This window comes from Shewanella sp. ZOR0012 (genome assembly GCF_000798835.1).
Taxonomy (GTDB): Bacteria; Pseudomonadota; Gammaproteobacteria; order Enterobacterales; family Shewanellaceae; genus Shewanella; species Shewanella xiamenensis.
In genome coordinates, this window is sequence record NZ_JTLE01000094.1 from 708,179 (window position 1) to 729,130 (window position 20,952).

16 protein-coding genes are annotated in these 20,952 nt (G+C 46.2%); 7 read left to right on the forward strand and 9 right to left on the reverse strand.

The annotated features are described in order from the left end of the window. From L976_RS23130 to hpf, 3 genes are all read right to left on the reverse strand, one after another. A partial coding sequence (locus tag L976_RS23130) for a valine--tRNA ligase (RefSeq protein WP_047540147.1) occupies positions 1–2,625 on the reverse strand: 2,625 nt, incomplete at its 3' end. A gap of 15 nt (positions 2,626–2,640) precedes the next feature. Continuing rightward, positions 2,641–3,105, reverse strand: a complete 465-nt coding sequence (locus L976_RS04940) for a DNA polymerase III subunit chi (protein WP_037420941.1) — start codon at positions 3,103–3,105, stop codon at positions 2,641–2,643. Between the two features lie 1,168 nt (positions 3,106–4,273). Beyond that, a complete protein-coding gene (gene hpf, locus L976_RS04945; RefSeq protein ID WP_037420938.1) occupies positions 4,274–4,630 on the reverse strand; it encodes a ribosome hibernation-promoting factor, HPF/YfiA family in 357 nt (118 codons plus the stop codon). A gap of 297 nt (positions 4,631–4,927) precedes the next feature. Here hpf and L976_RS04950 point away from each other — a divergent pair, with 297 nt between their 5' ends. Further along, positions 4,928–5,617: a cytochrome b/b6 domain-containing protein gene (locus tag L976_RS04950; RefSeq protein ID WP_047534806.1), complete on the forward strand. Its 690-nt coding sequence runs from the start codon at positions 4,928–4,930 to the stop codon at positions 5,615–5,617. Positions 5,618–5,678: 61 nt separating this feature from the next. Here L976_RS04950 and L976_RS04955 read toward each other — a convergent pair whose 3' ends face one another. Continuing rightward, complete coding sequence (locus L976_RS04955; RefSeq protein WP_037420929.1) at positions 5,679–6,128, reverse strand: c-type cytochrome; 450 nt, start codon at positions 6,126–6,128, stop codon at positions 5,679–5,681. A gap of 189 nt (positions 6,129–6,317) precedes the next feature. Between L976_RS04955 and trpR the strand changes: the two genes are divergently transcribed. After that, the gene (gene trpR, locus L976_RS04960; protein ID WP_011073277.1) at positions 6,318–6,593 is read left to right on the forward strand and encodes a trp operon repressor; all 276 of its coding nucleotides are present in this window, start codon (positions 6,318–6,320) and stop codon (positions 6,591–6,593) included. Positions 6,594–6,624: 31 nt separating this feature from the next. On the opposite strand, the gene L976_RS04965 is transcribed toward trpR, so the two are convergent. Continuing rightward, on the reverse strand, positions 6,625–7,002 hold the full coding sequence (locus tag L976_RS04965) for a hypothetical protein (RefSeq protein WP_037420926.1): 378 nt from the start codon (positions 7,000–7,002) through the stop codon (positions 6,625–6,627). Positions 7,003–7,195: 193 nt separating this feature from the next. Continuing rightward, a complete protein-coding gene (gene slyD, locus L976_RS04970; protein ID WP_047534808.1) occupies positions 7,196–7,858 on the reverse strand; it encodes a peptidylprolyl isomerase in 663 nt (220 codons plus the stop codon). 643 nt (positions 7,859–8,501) lie between these two features. On the opposite strand from slyD, the gene thrA reads away from it, so the two are divergent. The 5 genes from thrA to L976_RS04995 all read left to right on the forward strand — a co-directional run bounded on the left by thrA (position 8,502) and on the right by L976_RS04995 (position 18,202). Beyond that, on the forward strand, positions 8,502–10,970 hold the full coding sequence (gene thrA, locus L976_RS04975; protein ID WP_047534811.1) for a bifunctional aspartate kinase/homoserine dehydrogenase I: 2,469 nt from the start codon (positions 8,502–8,504) through the stop codon (positions 10,968–10,970). Beyond that, a complete protein-coding gene (thrB, locus tag L976_RS04980; RefSeq protein ID WP_047534814.1) occupies positions 10,967–11,905 on the forward strand; it encodes a homoserine kinase in 939 nt (312 codons plus the stop codon). The genes thrA and thrB overlap by 4 nt, the downstream gene beginning before the upstream one ends. Positions 11,906–11,971: 66 nt before the next feature. Next, a complete protein-coding gene (thrC, locus tag L976_RS04985) occupies positions 11,972–13,255 on the forward strand; it encodes a threonine synthase (RefSeq protein ID WP_047534817.1) in 1,284 nt (427 codons plus the stop codon). 582 nt (positions 13,256–13,837) lie between these two features. Then, positions 13,838–14,722 carry a substrate-binding periplasmic protein gene (locus L976_RS04990; RefSeq protein WP_047534818.1) on the forward strand — a complete coding sequence of 295 codons (885 nt, stop codon included), beginning with the start codon at positions 13,838–13,840 and terminating at the stop codon, positions 14,720–14,722. Between the two features lie 195 nt (positions 14,723–14,917). Beyond that, positions 14,918–18,202, forward strand: coding sequence for a S41 family peptidase (locus L976_RS04995; RefSeq protein WP_047534821.1), 3,285 nt, complete (start codon positions 14,918–14,920; stop codon positions 18,200–18,202). A gap of 186 nt (positions 18,203–18,388) precedes the next feature. On the opposite strand, the gene L976_RS05000 is transcribed toward L976_RS04995, so the two are convergent. The 3 genes from L976_RS05000 to L976_RS05010 all read right to left on the reverse strand — a co-directional run bounded on the left by L976_RS05000 (position 18,389) and on the right by L976_RS05010 (position 20,952). Next, positions 18,389–18,826, reverse strand: a complete 438-nt coding sequence (locus tag L976_RS05000; protein ID WP_037428778.1) for an OsmC family protein — start codon at positions 18,824–18,826, stop codon at positions 18,389–18,391. Positions 18,827–18,925: 99 nt separating this feature from the next. Beyond that, the gene (locus L976_RS05005; RefSeq protein WP_037428781.1) at positions 18,926–19,276 is read right to left on the reverse strand and encodes a DUF3325 domain-containing protein; all 351 of its coding nucleotides are present in this window, start codon (positions 19,274–19,276) and stop codon (positions 18,926–18,928) included. Continuing rightward, a complete protein-coding gene (locus L976_RS05010; protein ID WP_047534824.1) occupies positions 19,273–20,952 on the reverse strand; it encodes a PepSY-associated TM helix domain-containing protein in 1,680 nt (559 codons plus the stop codon). Before L976_RS05010 ends, L976_RS05005 begins: the two co-directional genes overlap by 4 nt.

Below are 20,952 nucleotides of genomic sequence, written 5' to 3' on the forward strand. Positions count from 1 at the left end.
AATCAGACCTGTGGTCGACATAGGCGCCGTTTCACCTTCGCCAAGAATCGTCATACTTTCTAAGCGCGCAAGCGTTGTGAAGAAGGCTTGGTTAGCTTCAACACGGGCTTTGTCTTGGGCACTCACGCCACGCAGTAGGGCATTTAATGGCTTAGAAGGCGCTATATTGAGCTCTGCACGGATATTACGAACCGCAACAATGACTTGCTTAACCCATTCGAGATCGGCCATCGCGGTCGCATCTACTTTGGCAGCATCATAGCTTGGGAATGGTGCCAGCATGATGGTGTCGCCTTGGGCGCCTGTCAGTGGTTTAACGCGTTGCCAGATGGTTTCAGTGATGTATGGCATCATTGGGTGCATCAGACGTTGCATCGCTTCTAACACATTGACCAGTGTATGGCGGGTGCCACGCATTTGCGCTTCATTGCCGTTTTGCAGCACTGGCTTAGTTAACTCTAAGTACCAATCGCAGAACTGGTTCCAAGTGAACTCGTACAGTGTGTTAGCAGCGAGGTCGAAGCGATAGTTTGCCATGTGGTCGTCATAGGTTTTTACGGTTTGGTTGAATAAACCGATGATCCAGCGATCCGCCAGCGACAATTCCATCTCACCACCTTGGTAGTCAGGAGAGTTCGGGCCGCAATCTTGGCCTTCGGTATTCATCAATACGTAACGTGATGCGTTCCAAAGCTTGTTACAGAAGCTGCGGTAACCGTCTAAACGCTTCATGTCCCAGTTGATATCACGGCCAGTTGAGGCCATTGCAGCTAGGGTAAAGCGCAGGGCATCAGTACCGTGGGCTTCGATACCATTTTCGAATTCTTTGCGGGTGCTCTTTTCGATCTTGGCGGCTAGTTGAGGTTGCATCATGTTGCCGGTGCGTTTTTCAACTAGGGCTTCTAGATCGATACCGTCAATCATATCCAATGGGTCAAGTACGTTGCCCTTAGATTTTGACATCTTGTTACCCGCTTCATCGCGGATAAGGCCTGTCACATAAACGGTTTTAAAGGGTACCTGTGGCTTACCGTCTTCATCTTTGATGAAGTGCATGGTCATCATGATCATACGGGCAACCCAGAAGAAGATGATGTCAAAACCCGTTACCAACACATCGGTTGGATGGAAGGTTTTTAAATCTTCAACATTGTCAGGCCAGCCTAAGGTTGAGAATGTCCACAGGGCTGAGCTGAACCAAGTATCCAGTACGTCTTCATCTTGGCGCAGGGCGATAGCATCATCGATATTGTGTTTAGTACGTACTTCAGCTTCGGTGCGGCCCACATAAACCTTACCATTCGCATCGTACCAAGCAGGGATGCGGTGACCCCACCATAATTGGCGAGAGATACACCAATCCTGAATGTCGCGCATCCAAGAGAAGTACATGTTTTCGTACTGCTGCGGCACAAACTTAATATCGCCATTTTCAACGGCTTCGATAGCGGTTTTGGCCATAGGCGCCACAGCTACGTACCATTGGTCGGTCAGCATCGGCTCAATAACTACGCCTGAGCGGTCACCGTAGGGCACTTTTAGGCCGTGTGGCGCGATTTTTTCGAGCAGACCTAAGGTTTCAAACTCTGCCACGATTGCATCACGGGCTTTGAAACGATCTAAACCTGCGAAACGCTCAGGTAGGCTGCCATCTAAGGTGGTGTTGATGGTGCCATCGGTATTGACGACTTCGGCTGATGCGCGAATGGCCGCATCTAAGGTCAACACGTTGAACATGGGCAGCTTATGGCGCTTACCAACTTCATAGTCATTAAAGTCGTGGGCAGGGGTGATTTTCACGCAACCTGTACCAAAAGCCATGTCCACATAGTCATCGGCAACGATTGGGATGCGACGATTAACGATAGGCAGCAGAATAAATTTGCCGATCAGTGCTTGATAACGCTCATCGTCTGGATGAACTGCAACCGCGCTATCGCCTAACATAGTTTCTGGACGCGTGGTGGCGACTTCGAGGTAATCTTTACCGTCAGCAGTCAGTTCGCCATCGGCTAATGGATAACGCAGATGCCACATGTGGCCTTGCTTTTCTTTGTTTTCCACTTCGAGATCAGAAATCGCGGTATGCAGCTTGGGATCCCAGTTTACTAAGCGTTTACCACGGTAAATCAAATCATCTTCATAGAGACGGACAAACACTTCTTGAACGGCTTTAGACAAGCCTTCGTCCATGGTAAAACGCTCACGGTCCCAATCCACAGAGGCGCCCATACGACGTAGCTGCTTAGTGATGGTGCCGCCCGATTGCGCTTTCCATTCCCAGACTTTTTCCATAAAAGCATCGCGGCCAAGATCATGGCGGCTCTTGCCTTCTTCGGCTTCAAGCTTACGCTCAACCAGCATTTGAGTCGCAATACCCGCATGGTCAGTACCGACTTGCCACAGGGTGTTTTTACCCTTCATACGTTGGTAGCGGATCAGGGTATCCATGATGGTATCTTGGAAAGCGTGACCCATGTGCAGACTGCCCGTCACATTGGGCGGTGGGATCATGATGCAATAGTTGCCCTGTGAGGCATCGCCGTGGGGCTTAAAGTAACCTTGCTCTTCCCAGTTTTGGTAAAGAGTCTGCTCAATGGACTGAGGATCGTATGTTTTTTCCATGGGAACGTATCTGTCTCAAGCTAAATTAAGTGGATGTGTTGCTAAATTTTGGGTTGTTAATTCAATCCCTAAGCCACGATATTGGCGGTAGCGTTCACGTGCTATCGCCTTATGTTGGTCGTCATTAGCTACAAAATCGAAGATTTGACCAAAGTTTACCGCAAATGGCGGTACTTGGTCTGCAAGATTAATCAGAAGTTGACGACTTTTGTTAGGTCCAAGTCGATCAAAACCGATTTCAACGGGGGAACCCGTGGTTGGGCCTTCACCTTTGAGGTTATGGGGGACAAATGCACTGGGTTCAAACTGCCATAGTAACTCGTCGATTTCGAAGGCGATGTTCTTGTCCTGACAGTGAATATAGACCTGCTGCTGGTTTATAAATCCCTGTTGGGCCAAGCGGCAAGCCAATTGATACATGTCACTAAAGGCCGTGTTCACGCCCATCGGCGGCAGTAGATAAAACAGCGCTTGAGTCATGATTTCAATGCCTTGCTTTGAGTTATGGATGAACGGGTAAGTCTACACTAAAACTCGAGCTGGGTTAACGCTTAGCTCTGGGGTTTTTAGCGGTAGATTAAGCTACGGGGGACTGGTGTTTCACTTAAACAGTTACTGTGCGAAATGTGCATTAGCTTAAGAACAAGCTTGATACTAAGTGCTTAAGTAAATGGTTGAACGACTATGGAGTATAAAAGCAAAGCGCACCCGAAGGTGCGCTGGTTGAAAGACTGGTCAAACAAACTATTCCTCCTAGGTTATTGAGCATTGTTATTAAAGGATTCATTGACGCTTTGTGAATAAACAAACAGATATTGCATTAGATTTGTTTATTCAGCATGTTAACTCACTTTTCAACTTACAACTTTAGCTTACATTTTCACTTACGATTACACTTTAGAACATAGATAAAGAAATCTGGCCGATATTAGTACTCAAAAAGGTACTGGGTATTTTGCTGTTAAGCAGCTCGCCTTGTTCCGTGTTATCTAAATTCTTTTTACTCACTATTTGTAATATGCCCACTTGCTCATATTACCGATAACGCTATTAACCTCCTCATATTGTTTGACTGTTAAGAAGCTAATTCACCTAAAGTGGCCTTTCATGGTACCTATGTGGCTCTATTGCTAACGTCCTCCTCTTGGTTGTTACATTTGTGCTTGAAGAGTGTGTAAGACTTAAACTGGCAATATGATGTAGTAGGTTACTCCTTAATGATCGACTCGTGAGTTAACACCCCTTAGTGTATTTGTCGTTAGTTTTTGGTCATCGGTTTGTACTTTTAGTAACCTCGCATCTCATTTGATAACCAGATGGGAAACGCATAAACATTACAGCTTGGCGTTACCGAATTTATGTGGCTGCTTTAATGCTTTATGTGACTACCTGTGTCACTGTTTTTGAGTGTGAGTTTTGTATGGCGGCGTACTCCTTCTTGTGGTGGTATTAAATGCTATTAAGCTGAAATTCACATCACTTCGATTCTGCTGTCACTTAGTAAAGTGTAGTAGTTCTTTAAAGGTTCACACTCTTTTTACTGGCCATTAGGATGGCCTATCAAACTTTTGCTAAAAAATGTGACCTATTAAACCTTATCTACTTTTATGCTCTCGAAGTGATGTGGTCTCGCACTACATCGAGTAACTTAAGCTGCATCTTCCTCCTCGTAATCATCCTCGACATTAATAGCCTCTTCGGGATGAGCAATGGATGTAAAACGTTGTGCTTCAGGTTTGTGGGTTAATCGATTGAGTTGCTTCTCTAATTTTTGGCCCATAGCAGTGATAGCTGCATAAAGATTATCGTGTTTAGCTTGAGCAAAAAGTTCTCCATTTGGGATGCCAACCGACGCTTCAATTTTGAAACCAGGTTTCTCCTCGGTAATAATGACATGGGGATTAATCAACTGCACATCATGTCTAGAAAGTTTCTCCAAACGGCTTTCAATGCGTTCACGGATTGGGGCAGTTACTTCTAATTGCTTGCTCGTAATCTTTAGCATATGTCGAACCTTCTATTTATTTTCTTCAGTTTCAGATTACCAATCTACACCTTTAAAAACGAGATCTAAATCACATTTTTTGTCCGGTTAGATACTGTTCGTTGGATATTTGATCGCTTAGACAAATCTCGGTGATTCTTAGCCAAAAAGGCTTGTATTGGCTATCAGAACAGGCCATATTTGATGGGATAACTCTGCAGTCTTTCCTATCATTTACCTATCTTTACTTTAAGTTTTTCATTAGATTCCGATAAAATACCTTCACTTATTTCATTGTTTCGTCGAGTGGCAGGTATTATGGAAACCGAACATATCAAAGTTAAGGTCTGGGATTTACCCATACGCTTTTTTCACTGGGGCATGGTGGCCCTAATGGCCTTATTGTGGTGGAGCGCCGAAGTGGGCGAAATGCAATGGCACCAGATCTTTGCTTATAGTCTGTTGATTTTGATTGGCTTTCGTCTTTTGTGGGGCTTAATTGGCAGTGATACAGCCAGATTTAGCCACTTCGTGCACCACCCTAGGGTTGTGTTTGAGTATTTAAACGAAGTTCGATCAAAGGGCGTGTCTGTGGTATTAGGACATAATCCGATGGGCGGTTATATGGTGATTGTGTTGATTGCCATTATTAGCTTACAGCTAATTACTGGACTGTTTGCTACGGATGATGTTTTTACCGAAGGTCCGCTATACAGCTATGTGAGTGCTGATACGGGTTCGTTTCTCACTTGGTTACATAAGATGAATTTTAACCTGATCTTAGCCTTAACTGCCGTGCATGTGTTGGCAGTTATTGTGCACGCGCTTAAAGGTGACAAGTTAATAGGTGCAATGGTTAGCGGTTACAAGCGTGTATCTAAGCTTGAATACGCAAAGTTAGAGTCTCCGTTGGTTTTTAAATCACTGTGGCTGGCATTAATTCTGCTGTTAATTATCGCAGGGGTTGTATTTACTTATTTGATGTGGCCTGTAGTGCAAGTGCTTTAGCGGATGCTTAGGAGTAAAAAGCCTGCATATTGCAGGCTTTTTACAAGAGATTACGAGAACATTAATCTTTTTTGTAAACGTCATGGCAGCCTTTACAGCTCTTGCCAGTATCCATAAAGGCTTGCTTGATTTCAGCTTGGTCACCTTTTTGAGCAACAGTCGCTAAAATTGCAGCATTTTCTTGGAAGGTTTTCATCTTAGCGTCAAAGTCAGCCTTGTCTTGCCATACTTTGGCTAGGGCTTCGGTATCGCCTTTATCTGAACCTTCAATAAAGCCTTCGAAAGGGATGTGTGAAAGCGCAGCGACATTTTTTGCGCGCATCGCAAAGGTTTCAGCATCGAAAGGCTTTTTACCTTTCATCATGGCGCCCATATCACCAAAGTTATAAGCAATTAAGCTGAATCCAGATTGGCGATATTGAATCGCATCTTTTGCATCTTCAAAATTGTGTGCTTGAGCAGTTGAAGCCAATAAGGTACCGGCAACGAGAGTTAGGAGTAATTTTTTCATCGTATTCTCACAAATTAGCGTCGAAGTGTGACATTGCTCTGCTATTGTACACAAATTAACTCAATGTACTAGAAGCAAATTTGTCAGTTTTTGTCTAGATAAGAGGGATAAACGTAACAAGTTATTTGCCGGCAGAGTAAATCTGCTAAACTGCCGTTGTAATGCTTAAACAATACTTATGGGGCGATTATGCGAGCCAATTGGGACTTAGTATTAGAAAAAATTTTGAGCCATGGGAATTATGAAGAGCTGTCGGTATTGTTTCATTTATTGCTGACCGAGGAAGAGCGCAGCGCTATTGCCGGTCGGCTAAAAGTCTTCCAGCTATTGCTAAATGGAGAAATGAGCCAGAGACAAATTGCTGCCGAGTATCAGGTGAGTATTGCGACTATTACCCGTTGTTCTAACTATTTAAAGAATATGGCACCCAGCCATAGGGATAAAATCCAACAGCTTATCAGTTAATTATTTGGGCTCCATTGGACTAGATATTTGATTAAAACTGGGGAGTTGTCGGTATTTTATGTCGGCGGTGGATGGAGCGTCTAACGAGAATATAAAAACTATAACTGAGTAACATAATGGCCAACAAAGGATAAAGATTTTTAGGGAAAAATTTAAAAATAGCTAAGGCAGAAAAGAGATAAATAAAAGGCAATAAATCGTAAATTGTCTTAGGTAGATATCCAGATTTTCGGCGTTTTACAGGATCGGTTCGGCGATTTTGAGAACGTAAATTGTAAATTCTGGCGCCCAAAACAAACACAACAAGAGCAGCAATCAGCGCATAATCAGGTTCTAGCAGCATAAAGCTTAAACAGCCTAGTACCATATAGCCAAAGGGTAAAACTTCATATACTGGTTTTGCTAACATATGCACTCCGTTGCGTGATGTTTATATCGATTTGAAAATATTGTTTTTTTTAGCTGAAAATGCTGTTTGATTTTAAACTTCCCTATTTACCTGCTGATTATAATCATTTGGCGATAAAAAAAGCACCTCCTTATTTAAGGAAGTGCTTTTTTATCAGCTCCTCTGGGAGGGCTATTAGGCTTGTGAACCTACATTAGCCGCGGCAGCCGCAGCCACCGTTGCCATCACATCCCGCTTTAGGTGTGTCACAAGCTTCGTGATCATGGTCATGGTGGTGATGCCCATGGTCATCAGAACCCCCGCAGCAGCCACCAACATCATGACCTGAGCCACCACAGCATCCGCCGCCATGGTCATGTTCATGGCTGTGTCCATGACTGCCACATCCGCCGTGTGCATGAATATGTCCATGGGCAATTTCTTCAGCTGTCGCTTCACGTACATCGATGACTTCAATGTTAAAGCTGAGTGCTTGGCCTGCTAATGGATGGTTGCCATCAACAATCACAACATCATCTTTAACTTCGATGACTTGAACTGGACGCTGGCCCATTTCGGTTTCTGCAATAAAGCGCATACCTGGCACGATGTCTTCGATATCACCGAATGCTTCTAATGGTACTGCCTGGCGAAGGCCATCATGGTACGGACCATAGGCCTCTTCGGCACTGATCGTCACGTCCAGTTTTTCGCCCTTAATTTTACCTTCTAATGCGGCTTCTAATCCTGGGATTAGGTTTTCTGTACCATGCAGATACAACATTGGTTCGGCATCAAAAGAGTCTTCTAAAAGTCTGCCTTCTTGATCTGATAAACGGTAATGAATGGTTACCGCGCTGTGTTGGGTGATCTTCATATCGCCTCCGGTTCGGAATGTGCGCGCATAATAACGCGCTTTTAGGGTGCTGGCGATAATTTGAAGTTGCTTATGTTAGATATCGCACAGCTTTTTGTGAGTTCGATTTACTGAGATTAAGGACGATACAAAAGATGAATTGTGGTTTTTTATGAGTTGCCCTTTGTTATGTGCGGAAACAGACTGAAATGCTTTAATTTTCGAATGATGAAAAAATATCATTATAAATTATTTATTTTTTAATAGGTTAAATTGATTGTAATTGTCTGGCATTACGTTTACGTAAACAGTTTTATATTGATGAAAACGTATTTTTAGCCTATGAAAACTTGATATTTATTAATCTTGAATCACTAATTTACTCAAGTGAAAGATTTGTGCATAAATAATCCAGTTTGGGGGTTGACAAGGTTAGGTGAAAAAGGCAATTCTGTTTAACATCACATTGACATAGATAAGTCTAAACGTATGCATAGCCTTGGTTTCGTAGTAATTACCATTATTACAACCACCACTACAACCAGAGTGGGGGCGGGCTGATACACCCTAAAGAATTTTAACGACGAGCCCGCTTCCCACAAAGAAGCGGGCTTTTTTGTTTTTAGCTTATGTTTCTTAGTCGGGCGCGGTACAGGAGATCAAGATGAAAGTGATGAAATTTGGTGGTACCTCGCTTGCAAATTGGCAGCGATTTTCAATGGCGGCGGATATTGTTGCCAAGGCAGCGAAAGCTGAGCCGGTCGCGACAGTGCTCTCTGCGCCTGCAACAGTGACAAACGCTCTGCTAGAAATGGTCGATGTGGCGGTGAAAGGGGAAGATTATTCACCAGTCATTCAACACGTTGAGCGGGTGTTTACCTCGCTCTATCAGGATGCGGTTAGTTCTGGACTCTCTAGTAGCCAGAGCGAAGTGCTGTTCGCCGGACTAAGCGCGCAGCTTGCACGTTGGCAGGACAGATTACGCGGTATTACGCTGTTGCAGGAATGCCCAGACGGGGTGCGCGCCGAGATCGTGGTTGCGGGTGAGCGTTTGTCTGCTGCGTTGATGGAGCAAGTCATGCTGGCAAAAGGCATTACTTCGGCGCAGCTAGACCCACGTGAACTATTTTTAGGCCGTGGTCGTCCGCTAGAATCCGTGGTCGATATTGCCGTCAGCAAACCGCGATTCAAAAATCTTGCCCTCGATGAGAAGCGGGTTTGGGTGATGCCCGGCTTTACCGCCGCCGATGAAGACGGCAAGGTTGTGACCTTAGGCCGTAACGGTTCTGATTACTCTGCTGCCGTGCTGGCCGCTTGTTTAGATGCTTCAAGCTGCGAGATTTGGACCGACGTTGACGGCGTATACAATACCGATCCTCGGGTTGTTACCGATGCTAAGTTGTTGTCACAGCTCAGTTATCAAGAGGCGATGGAGCTGTCTTACTTTGGGGCTAAGGTGCTGCATCCTAAAACCATTGCACCTATCGCCCAGTTCCACATCCCCTGTTATATCAAAAACAGCTTTAATCCCGATGCGCCCGGCACTCTGGTATCGAATCAGGCCGATCAGAGCGGCTTGCAGGTGAAGGCCATTTCTAATTTGGATAATCAAACCATGTTTGATGTATCAGGCCCTGGTATGAAGGGCATGGTCGGTATGGCGAGCCGCACACTGGCGGCGATTTCCCGTAGCGGTGTTTCTGTGTCACTCATCACCCAGAGTTCTTGCGAATACAGCATCAGCTTTTGTGTGGCGACCAGTGAGTCCGCCAAGGTGAAATCGGCGCTAGAGCAAGAGTTTGAGTTAGAAATTAAAAGTGACTTGCTAGAACCGATTGCAATGCGCCATGACTTAGCAATCGTCTCCTTGATCGGTGATGGTATGCGTACCCATAAGGGTGTGGCGGCGCGGTTCTTCCAAGCCTTAGCGCAGGCGAGTGTGAATATCATCGCGATTGCCCAAGGCTCCTCCGAGCGCTCTATTTCAACGGTGATCGAACAACGTAAGACCAAACATGCTGTAGCCGCCTGTCATCAAGGCTTTTTCGATGTGCAGCAGTATTTAGATGTGTTTTTAGTGGGTTGCGGTAACGTTGGCGCAGGCTTACTGGAGCAGATCAAACAACAGGCGAGCGTGCTAAAAGAGCAGCACATTAGCATCCGTGTCTGCGGTATTGTCAATTCAAGCAAAATGTTACTCGATAGTGCGGGTATTGATTTAAACAATTGGCAAAACCTGCTTGCCGATAGCCAGCAGCCAAGCGATATACCTGCGCTATTGGCGTGGGTGAAAGAGCAACAGTTATTAAACCCTGTGCTGGTGGATTGTACTTCAAGCGATCAAGTATCGAACCAGTATTTAGAGGTGATGAACGCGGGCATGCACGTGGTGACGCCGAATAAAAAGGCTAACACTCGCGATTACGCCTATTACCAAGCTTTGCGTCAAACAGCATTAAAGCAACGTCGGCAGTTTCTGTATGAGACCAACGTGGGCGCAGGATTACCCGTTATCGATAACTTGAAAAAACTGTTATTCGCCGGTGATAAATTGCACAAGTTTAATGGCATTTTGTCAGGCTCCTTATCCTTTATCTTCGGTAAACTCGATGAGGGTATGTCACTTTCTGAGGCGACTAAACTGGCGCGGGAAAAATGCTTTACCGAGCCCGATCCCCGTGATGATTTAAGTGGTATGGATGTGGCGCGTAAAGTGCTGATTTTGGCCCGTGAAGTGGGTTTGAAACTTGAGCTAAGTGATATCGTTGTCGACTCAGTCTTGCCCGCAGGTTTTGATGATTCAGGCGATGTGGAAAGTTTTATGGCGCGTTTACCCGAGGCCGATGCTGCGATTGCGGCGCGAGTGGCGGAGGCGAAAGCGCAGGGTAAAGTGCTGCGTTATGTCGGGCAGATTGAAGAAGGCGCGTGCTATGTGCGTATCACCGAAGTCGATGCAACCGATCCGCTCTATAGCGTAAAAGGCGGTGAAAATGCCTTGGCATTCTACAGCCGTTATTATCAGCCGATTCCCTTTGTGTTGCGTGGATATGGTGCGGGCACAGAAGTGACTGCGGCAGGTGCCTTTGCCGATGTATTAAGAACCTTAAATTGGACTCGTGAGGTGAGTGTATGAGTTTGACCGTTTACGCTCCCGCCTCTATGGGTAATGTGGGTGTGGGTTTTGATTTATTGGGCGCAGCACTTGCGCCCATCGATGGCAGTTTACTGGGCGATAGAGTCACGATTGCGGCAGCGGATGCTGGGGTGAGCCTCACTCAAGTGGGAGCGTGGGCGCATAAGTTACCCAGCAATCCCGAGGAGAATATCGTCCATCAATGCGCGGTGTTTTTCTTAAAAGCCCTTGGGAAAGAAAACCAAGGCGTGGCATTAACCCTAGAAAAAAACTTGCCCGTCGGCAGTGGCTTAGGTTCGAGCGCCAGTTCTGTGGTTGCAGCGCTTTACGCGCTTAACGAGCATTTTGAGCGTCCATACGATAAGCAAGCGCTACTCGAACTCATGGGCGAGTTTGAGGGCAAGATCAGCGGTAGCGTGCATTACGACAACGTCGCGCCCTGTTATCTGGGCGGCATGCAGCTGATGCTCAATGTGCCCGGCGCTATCTGTGAGCCGATTCCCAGTTTTAAACAATGGTATTGGGTGGTGGCGTATCCTGGAATTTCACTCTCAACGGCCATGATGCGTAAACTCATGCCAGAACAATACGATAAGTCCGTGGCCATCGATTTTGGGCGTTATTTGAGTGCCTTTGTACACGCCTCTTATCAGCAAAACGCCAAGCTTGCGATTCAAGTCTTGAAGGATGTGCTGGCCGAACCTTACCGCGCGGCGGCGATACCGGGTTATGACAATGCTAGGGCGGCGCTCGCCGAATTAGGCATGTTAACTACTGGCATCTCGGGCAGCGGGCCAACGCTGTTTTCGGTGACAGACGTTCTTGCGACCGCTAACGCCGCCAAGGCGTGGTTGGAGGCTCATTATCTGACCGAAGCGGGGGGCTTTGCCCATGTGTGCCGTCTCGATGAGCAAGGTACGCGTCGAGTCGATTAATTTTCTTACTTTTAAAAGCATTAAGCCCAAGCCTTAAAAGCTTGGCACTGATAAGGTCGAGTGAGCATGGAACTATATAATTTAAAACACCCTTCGCAGAAAGTGAGCTTTAAGGAAGCGGTGCAATTAGGACTTGGTAAAGACAGAGGGCTGTTTTTTCCTACTCAAATCCCAGTGTTGCACGACATCGAGGCGCTGCTGGCGATGCCTTTTGTCGAGCGCAGTAAAAAAGTGCTCGGCGCTTGGCTTGCCTCAGAGCTTGGACAAGACGCGGTAGATAAACTGGTCGAGCGTGCCTTTAATTTCGATTTGCCCTTGGTGGCGGTCGATGACCAGCGCTCGTGCCTTGAGCTTTTCCATGGGCCAACTTTAGCATTCAAGGATTTTGGTGCGCGCTTTATGGCGCAATGCATCAATGCCTTTGCCCATGACTCGCGCTTAACCATTCTAACCGCGACCTCGGGTGACACTGGGGCGGCAGTGGCCGATGCTTTTTATGGTCTAGATAAAGTCAATGTTGTGGTGCTTTATCCTAAGGGCAAAATCAGTGAGCTACAGGAAAAAATGTTCACTACTTTAGGCAAGAACATCCACACAGTCGCGGTTGAGTCAGATTTCGATGCCTGCCAGCACTTAGTCAAACAGGCATTTGAAGATAGCGATGTGCGTGATGGTTTGCATTTAAACTCAGCTAACTCTATCAACATCAGTCGCTTACTGGCACAGATTTGTTATTACTTCGAAGCGGTTGCTCAGTCAAAACAGCGTCATGAGGCCGCTCCTGTGATTGCCGTGCCCAGTGGTAATTTTGGTAATCTCACCGCGGGTTTGTTTGCTAAAGCCATGGGGTTACCCGTTAAACGTTTTATTGCTGCTACTAATGCGAATGACACAGTGCCACGCTATTTAGAGAGTGGCGATTGGCAGCCTAATCCCACTCAAGCCACTATGTCCAATGCGATGGATGTGAGTGAGCCAAGCAACTGGCCGCGCGTTGAAGCTATTTGCGAGAAACTCGGTTGGCCATTGGCAGACTTAGTGGGGATTCGCCTGTCAGAGGTGCAAACCTCGGAGGCGTTAGCAGATCTTTATGCTAAAGGTTATGTATCTGAGCCGCATGCAGCGATTGCGGCTAAAGCGTTAACCATTAACTTAGTGCCTGATGAAGTAGGGATATTTTTAGGTACGGCCCATCCCGCTAAGTTTAAGGATGTGGTCGACAGGGAGCTTGCCCTTAACTTACCCCTTCCGCCTGAATTAAAAGTGGTAGAGCACAAAACAATATTATCGGCTGAATTAGCAGCTGATTTTGCCCAGCTAAAAAACCATTTATTTGCGGTATTAAACTAGGGTGTGTTGACGTTTCGTGATTAAATTTTGTTCGTTCTGGCAAGCTCATGCTCGCGAAGCGAGGAATGAAGTGTAGTTATTCTACTCAAATGACAAATGACAAATGACAAATGACAAGTGACAAGTGACAAGTGACAAGTGACAAGTGACAAGTGACAAAGAGCAAGTGCTTGCCAGACGAACCCTTTGGGGAGCACTTGGCTGAAGTTTCTGCTGCGTTATCGTCCGTTTATGTAGAATGCTACACAGCACTGACTTTGCCTTGCATAAACATCAGCCAAATTGCTGCAAAAATAACCCTGAAACGTCAACTCGCCCTAATCTTTTAAACGACGATAAACACTAACTAGATGAAATACAAAGGGAGTCGTTTGACTCCTTTTGTATAGATGTTTTTATTATTGTTCACGCTAGTTCGACCAATGGACTGTACTGAGCAACTTGATGGCATCAAGTTGGGATGCCGACTAAGCTTAGATCGAGTCATAAATAAGCCGTAGTAGCTTACATAGCATTAAGCCGTAAAAACTGAGTATTAAGCCGTAAAATCATCGAAGAATAACTCGCGACGGGGCAACGATAATGCCAAAGTGCATTTTTCAGTTTAGCCATATCTTGCTGTTATATATTTTTATTTTCCCCGCTTGGAGTGTTCCATCCGAAGCGAATGCTTCCGCTTGTTCGAATCCCATTAAAGTCGGTTATAACGATTGGCCTCCCTATGCCTGGCAAGATATGCAGGGGGATGCTCAAGGACTGGATGTTGAATTACTGCGTGCGTTTGCTGAGTTTTTGGGATGTGAGATTAACTTTATCAATGTCCCTGCGAAGCGTTCACATCAAATGCTGAAAAGTGGCTCACTAGATATAATGATGGGTGCTACAAAAACCGTCGAGCGTGAAGAATATTCATTTTTTTCAGATCCCTACCGTGATGAAGAAGTGCGCTTATTCGTATTAGATGAAAACAAAGACAATGTTAAGTTAGAACGATGGCAGGATATTTTTACTCAAAAGTTGCGGCTCTTAGTGCCAATCAGTGGTTGGTATGGTGCGGATTATGAGAACACACGAGAACGTTTAGCACTGGAAAACTTATTGATACTGAGTCCTGATGTCGACAAATCAGTGCAAATGCTCACTTATGACAGAGCGGATCTGATGATTGGGGATGCTATAGCGATGCCCTATATTGCAAGTCAACACCAAGGGATCAGGTTATCAGCACTTAAACCGATATTGGACCATAATCCGATACACTTAATGCTTAGTAAGCAGAGTATGTCTCCCCTACAGTTAGCGCAATTTAATCGTGCCATTAAGGCGTTAACAATCAATGGTGAAATTGCGCGAATTGTCTATAAGTGGCAGCAAATTTCGCTGGCACAGCAATCGAAAATCAGCAATCAACATGGTCCATTTTATCGCTTGTATGCTGGGTTATTAACGTTTGATATAGCAAGATAAGCGCTATTCTAATGAGTATGCAAAATGGTAAGTCTATGACACATTTGCTAAAACATCTCTTATTTTAAGTTACTGCTCTCTCTATCAATTTCTGCTAGCTTGTTGGGTTACTGGGTTAGACTTTGGGTCATTATTGGTGAATTTTGCCCACTTGAAAGTCCATTGGTAACAATAACAATAGGATAGAGATTACACATGAAACTTCGTCACTCCGTTGCCTGCTGCATGCTCGCCCTTGGCACTTTGTCTGCAGCGCAGGTATTTGCAGCACAATCGACTAGCAATCAAGGTTATTACCGCGCGCCAGCGTTGCATGACCAGACCTTAGTGTTTACCGCTGAAGGGGACCTGTGGACGCAAACCCTAGGCCAAAAGGCGGCGATGCGCTTGACTACCTTGCCAGCTGAAGAACTGGGCGCGGCAATGTCTGCCGATGGTAAATGGGTGGCCTATGTGGCCAATTACGAAGGTGCGAGTGAGGTCTATGTTATTCCTGTGACGGGCGGTGTTGCAAAACGAGTGAGTTTTGAAAATAGCCGAGTGCGAGTGCAAGGGTGGACCAGTAAAGGAGAGGTGCTTTATTCCACCGACACTGGCTTTGGCCCCGCGAATAATTGGATGCTGCGTCTTGTCAATCCCGAGAGCTTAACCACAACCGATCTGCCCTTAGCCGATGCGGTGGAAGGGGTGATCGATGCCAATAATCAGTATGTCTATTTTACCCGTTTCGGCCTGCAGGTGACGGGCGATAATGCAAAGGTATATCGCGGCGGCGCTAAGGGCGAATTATGGCGCTTTAAACTGGGTGGTAAAGACGAGGCACAATTACTTAGCAAGCAGCACCAAGGCTCGGTCCGCCAACCTATGCTATGGCAAGACAGACTCTATTTTATTAGCGATAGCGATGGTAACGACAATCTCTGGTCAATGGCGCTTGATGGCAGTGATGCTAAACAGTTGACTCAGTATAAAGATTGGCAAATGCGCGCTGCCCGCATGGATCAAGGTAAAGTGGTGTTCCAGCAGGGCGCAGATATTCATGTTTTTGATATCGCCTCCGCTAAAGACTCATTATTAGATATTGAATTAACCTCCGATTTTGCCCAACGTCGCGAACATTGGGTAAAAGACCCGATGGATTATGCTACCTCCGCTAATCTTGCCCTTGCTGGCGATAAAGTGGTGATTACCGCCCGCAGTCATGTGGCGATTGCTGGGACTGATGGCTCGCGGTTAGTGCAAGTCGCGCTTCCTGGCACTTATCGTGTACGCAATGCCATTCTGAGTCAGGACGGCAAGTCGGTTTACGCCATCAGCGATATGAGCGGCCAACAGGAAATTTGGCAATTTCCTGCCGATGGTAGCAGTGGTGCTAAACAGCTTACTAAAGATGGTCATACTTTTAGAATGTCGCTGAGTCAGTCAAGCGATGGTCGTTATCTTGCCCATGACGATAACGACGGTAATGTGTGGCTATTGGATTTAAAGAAAAATACAAACCAAAAAATCATCAGCAACGGTGAGGGACTCGGTCCATACGCTGATATTCGCTGGTCGGCTGACAGTCGTTTTATTGCGCTAACCAAAGCTGAAATCGGCAAGCAAAGACCACAAATCGTACTCTATTCGGTGGATGAGAATAAGGCCCAAGCACTCACCAGTGACAAGTATGAATCCTATTCACCGACTTTTAGTAGTGATGGCCAGTGGTTATATTTCCTCTCCAATCGCCAGTTTACTGCAACACCAAGCTCACCGTGGGGCGACCGCAATATGGGGCCAGTGTTTGATAAACGCAGCCAGATTTTTGCGATTGCCTTAGTAAAGAATGCCAAGTTCCCCTTCAGTAAACCAACGGAATTAGTGGCAAAGGCGGCAGAAAACGCTGACTCAAAAGATAAACCAACGCCTGTAAAAATTGATTGGGCGGGAATTAGCGAGCGTTTATGGCAAGTACCTGTTGATTCGGGTAATTACAGCCAGCTATCCGCCATTGATGGTCGTTTGTATGTACTCGACCAAGCGATTGGTGACGAAAGCCAACCTAATCTCATGACAGTTAAGTTCACTGAACAGCGCCCTAAAGTCGAAGTGTTTGCTGAAGATGTGGCTAACTACAGTGTCTCTGCTGATGGTCAAAAGTTGTTGCTGCGTAAACAAAGTGATGAAAAGTCGCTGATGATTGTTGATGTGGGCGAGAAACTCGGCGATACCGACAATGCCAAGGTACAGACTGACCAATGGCAATTAGCGATTTCGCCAAGCTTAGAATGGCAACAAATGTTTGAAGATGCGTGGTTAATGCATAGAGATTCCTTCTTCGATAAAAAAATGCGCGGTCTCGATTGGCAGGCAACCAAGGCTAAGTACCAACCATTACTCGCACGTTTAACGGATCGTAATGAGCTAAACGATATCTTTATGCAGATGATGGGCGAGTTAGATTCGTTGCACTCGCAGGTGCGTGGTGGTGATTTGCCGAAGGACCCTGACGCGGCGAAGGGCGCGAGTTTAGGCGCTCGATTACAGCAAACTAGCGATGGGGTGAAAATTGCCCACATTTATCGAAATGATCCTGAACTGCCGAGCCAAGCATCACCTTTGAGCCGTATCGAAGTCGATGCGAAAGAAGGCGATGTGCTACTCGCCATCAATGGCACGCCGGTGGGGAATGTGGCTGATGTGACCCGCTTATTGCGTAATCAACAGGATAAGCAAGTGTTACTGGAGCTTAAACGTGGTAGCCAAAGCCATAAAACCGTAGTGATGCCTGTGAGCACTCTGGTCGATGGCCAATTACGTTATTTAGATTGGGTCAACCATAATGCGGAGGTCGTGACCAAGGCGAGCCAGGGCAAGATGGGTTATCTGCACTTATATGCCATGGGCGGCGGCGATATTGAGAGCTTCGCCCGTGAGTTTTACACCAATTATGACAAAGACGGTCTGATTATCGACGTTCGCCGTAACCGTGGTGGCAATATTGATAGTTGGATTATCGAAAAACTGTTACGCCGCGCTTGGGCATTTTGGCAGCCAACCCATGGCACGCCTAATACCAATATGCAGCAAACTTTCCGTGGGCATTTAGTGGTGTTAACCGACGAGCTGACTTACTCAGATGGTGAAACCTTCTCGGCGGGGATCAAGGCGCTGGGGATTGCTCCGCTCATCGGTAAGCAAACGGCGGGCGCTGGCGTGTGGTTATCGGGTCGTAACTCACTCACAGATAAAGGGATGGCGCGGGTCGCCGAATATCCGCAATATGCGATGGATGGTCGCTGGGTACTCGAAGGTCATGGTGTAACACCGGATATCGAGGTGGATAACTTACCCTTTGCGACCTTTAACGGCCACGATGCACAGCTCGAAACCGCCATTAGCTATCTTAAGGATGAATTGATTAAGCAGCCTATTCCCGCATTGAAGGCGCAACCTATGCCAGCGAAAGGTATGGCGGAAGATATAAAGGCTAAGTAGTTGGCTTAACGTAAATTTTTAACCGAAATTTAAGCTAATTCAGCTAAGCTGAGTCTGTTCAATGTTAGGGCGTGGTCTTGTAGTTCCCAAGACCACGCCCATTTTTTTGCCTATAGATTTGGTGCTGGTTAACGGTTTATCGTTATTTTTGCGGCAGGTCTATCTGCATGAACTTGCCTATAACCATCAAAACTTTATTTGAATATCCGTTGCTAAGCTATTAGCGATAAAGCAGTTTACATGGGCTTTTTCGTGAATTTTCTCAAGTGTTTCCTGAGTGACTTCCACACCTTCAGCAAAAACGACCTTAGGATTTAAGATCATTTTAGTGACGGCAAGTTTACCAGCTTCATTTTTTCCTAGTTCCGCAGATGCTTCATCGACATAGGACACGACGGGGAGGCGTTTGAGGTGCGCAATGGCGAGGAAGGTCAGCATATGGCAGGAAGACAGCGCCGCGAGTAGGCTTTCCTCTGGATTGACAAAATGTGCATTGCCCTTGTATTCAGGGGCTGAGGATGCCTGAATCGTTTGACCGCTGCCAAAGGTAATACTGTGATCACGGCAAAATTCGCCTTCTTCTGCTGGCGAGGTTTGCCAATTCACTGTTAAGTTAAAGCCCATGTTTTTCTCCTTATTGCAGGACATCAGGGCACTATAGCTTAGCTAAAAAGACTTCTCCAGCATGGGGCGCACAGTTTAGTGCGCCATCTGTGAAACGGTTTAGATCCCACCACTTAACAGTAAGCTGCCAGTCAATACACTGCCAGTAACTATCCCTATGGGAAGGTGGCGTGGGCTATAGCTTAGGGTCAAAATCACTAACATGGCGGCTAGTGAGATGATCCCCATAAACAGAATACTGCCATAGGTCCAGCCTTGTCCGTGGGCGCAGGTGCTTAAGCTAATGATTAATAACAGCCAAGCAAACAGGGTTAACAGGCGGCTCTGCCATTGTGACGGTGGGCGTTTAAACACATCTTTAAAGTGGCCAAACTTAGCTAACGCAAACAGCGCAAGGGAGAGATAACTAAGCCCGAGAATGCCGAGCATAGGGATAAATTCTGGCATCATGACTTTGCTTCCTCCAAGGGCGATGAGGTAAGTTCGGTTGCGTAAGTGGTCTCAACGGGTTTTCGCATAGGTTTTTTATCTGAAATAGTATTTTTTCGATTCGGTTTTTGCAGTGTTTTTGCCACCACTGAGAGTTTGGTGCTGGCAAATAGCATTACTACACCGATTAAAACCGCTAACACATCAAAACCAACCAAAGCCCACTGTTGAGACTGGATATTATCAATAAAGTGGCTTGGCGATGTGAGTGCATTGAGTATGGGCAGCGCACAATAGAGTGTGCCAATCAGCACCAGAGCTATTTGCCAATCGCGTCTGCTGCGCCCGAAAAATGCCCACACGCCCATAGCACCTAAAGCAATAAAGAAGCTATGTACTTCCCAAGCAGAACGCGTTGCAAAATCGGCGGGTAATATGCGATTGGCATAGAAAAACGCAGCTGCACCCAAGGGCAAGCCTAAGATAAACATGAAGTTTAATCCCTCAACTAAGCGCAGGCCACTGCTCGGTTTCTCGCCTTTATCGATTGCCTTTTGCTGTTTCTGGCGCAAACGAATTGCCCACATTAAGGTGCCAGTCGCTACCATGGCGCAGCCGAGTAAGCCGCAAAAGAAGAACAAAATACGCAGCAACGGCGCAGCAAAACGCGCGGTGTGCAGTGACATCATAGTGTCGTAGGTTGCCACCGTTCCTGATACTTCGTGTGGACTGGCGTATTTGAGTTCACCTGTCACGCCGTTAAACACGAGGAGTGTTGATTCATCGGTGACATCTTTGCCAGTATTTTGATAGAAGGTCACTTGGCTATTTTTATCTTGAGGATAGGAAACAATCACCTGCTTGATTGGCGCATTGCCCCATTCAGCCTTAACTTGGGGTAACAGTTGGCTTAAACGTACTTGCTCGGCATAAATGCCTGAGGCCTTCTCCGTTTGTCTTGCCGGATTGAGTTCTTTTAAAAAGGCTTGATTATCCTCAGGATAAGCTGTGCTTACCGTCCATGGGATATAGATCAGCATCAAGGTAATAAGGCCGGTATAGGTGATCATTAGATGATAAGGCAGCGCAATAACAGAACTGACATTATGGGCATCGAGCCAAGAGCGTGCGCCCTTGTTTTGACGAAAACTAAATAAATCCTTAAAGATACGCTTATGGATAACGATACCGCTGATAAGGGCAATCAGCATAAACATGGTGCAGACGCCCACAATGTAGCGCGCTGTAATGGCGGGCATATAGTGCAGGTCGAAATGTAAACGATAGAAGAAGTCACCCCCACGACTATCGCGGACGTCAGTGATGACGCCACTCCCATCAGCAAGTGCCGTATGTTGCTCGATTTTGCCACGACGTTGCCCTTTTTCAGGCGGCAGTTGCCAAGCAAAGCTAAGCATAGGGCTACGCTGGGTCGGAAAGTTTATTAACCAGCGTTGTGTTTCCGCTGGCGAATGACTCTCGATATAGTGTTGGCCCTTATCAAGCTGGCTTATCAATTGATTTGCTTGATAGTCTTGAAATGTACCGCGGTGAAGTTCTGGCTCAGCCCATAGGCTGATTTCATGGCGGAAATAACTCAGGCTGCCTGCAAAAAAGATCAGCAATAATACCCAGCAAACGAGTAAACCCGCCCAAGTGTGTAGCCAAGATAAGGTTCTAAAAAAGGTTTCTTTCAT

Excerpts from the sequence above, each read along its gene's own strand:
- L976_RS04940 (WP_037420941.1), bottom strand. The coding sequence starts at position 3,105 with ATGACTCAAGCGCTGTTTTATCTACTGCCGCCGATGGGCGTGAACACG.
- hpf (WP_037420938.1), bottom strand. The coding sequence starts at position 4,630 with ATGCTAAAGATTACGAGCAAGCAATTAGAAGTAACTGCCCCAATCCGT.
- L976_RS04950 (WP_047534806.1), top strand. The coding sequence starts at position 4,928 with ATGGAAACCGAACATATCAAAGTTAAGGTCTGGGATTTACCCATACGC.
- L976_RS04955 (WP_037420929.1), bottom strand. The coding sequence starts at position 6,128 with ATGAAAAAATTACTCCTAACTCTCGTTGCCGGTACCTTATTGGCTTCA.
- trpR (WP_011073277.1), top strand. The coding sequence starts at position 6,318 with ATGCGAGCCAATTGGGACTTAGTATTAGAAAAAATTTTGAGCCATGGG.
- L976_RS04965 (WP_037420926.1), bottom strand. The coding sequence starts at position 7,002 with ATGTTAGCAAAACCAGTATATGAAGTTTTACCCTTTGGCTATATGGTA.
- slyD (WP_047534808.1), bottom strand. The coding sequence starts at position 7,858 with ATGAAGATCACCCAACACAGCGCGGTAACCATTCATTACCGTTTATCA.
- thrA (WP_047534811.1), top strand. The coding sequence starts at position 8,502 with ATGAAAGTGATGAAATTTGGTGGTACCTCGCTTGCAAATTGGCAGCGA.
- thrB (WP_047534814.1), top strand. The coding sequence starts at position 10,967 with ATGAGTTTGACCGTTTACGCTCCCGCCTCTATGGGTAATGTGGGTGTG.
- thrC (WP_047534817.1), top strand. The coding sequence starts at position 11,972 with ATGGAACTATATAATTTAAAACACCCTTCGCAGAAAGTGAGCTTTAAG.
- L976_RS04990 (WP_047534818.1), top strand. The coding sequence starts at position 13,838 with ATGCCAAAGTGCATTTTTCAGTTTAGCCATATCTTGCTGTTATATATT.
- L976_RS04995 (WP_047534821.1), top strand. The coding sequence starts at position 14,918 with ATGAAACTTCGTCACTCCGTTGCCTGCTGCATGCTCGCCCTTGGCACT.
- L976_RS05000 (WP_037428778.1), bottom strand. The coding sequence starts at position 18,826 with ATGGGCTTTAACTTAACAGTGAATTGGCAAACCTCGCCAGCAGAAGAA.
- L976_RS05005 (WP_037428781.1), bottom strand. The coding sequence starts at position 19,276 with ATGATGCCAGAATTTATCCCTATGCTCGGCATTCTCGGGCTTAGTTAT.
- L976_RS05010 (WP_047534824.1), bottom strand. The coding sequence starts at position 20,952 with ATGAAAGAAACCTTTTTTAGAACCTTATCTTGGCTACACACTTGGGCG.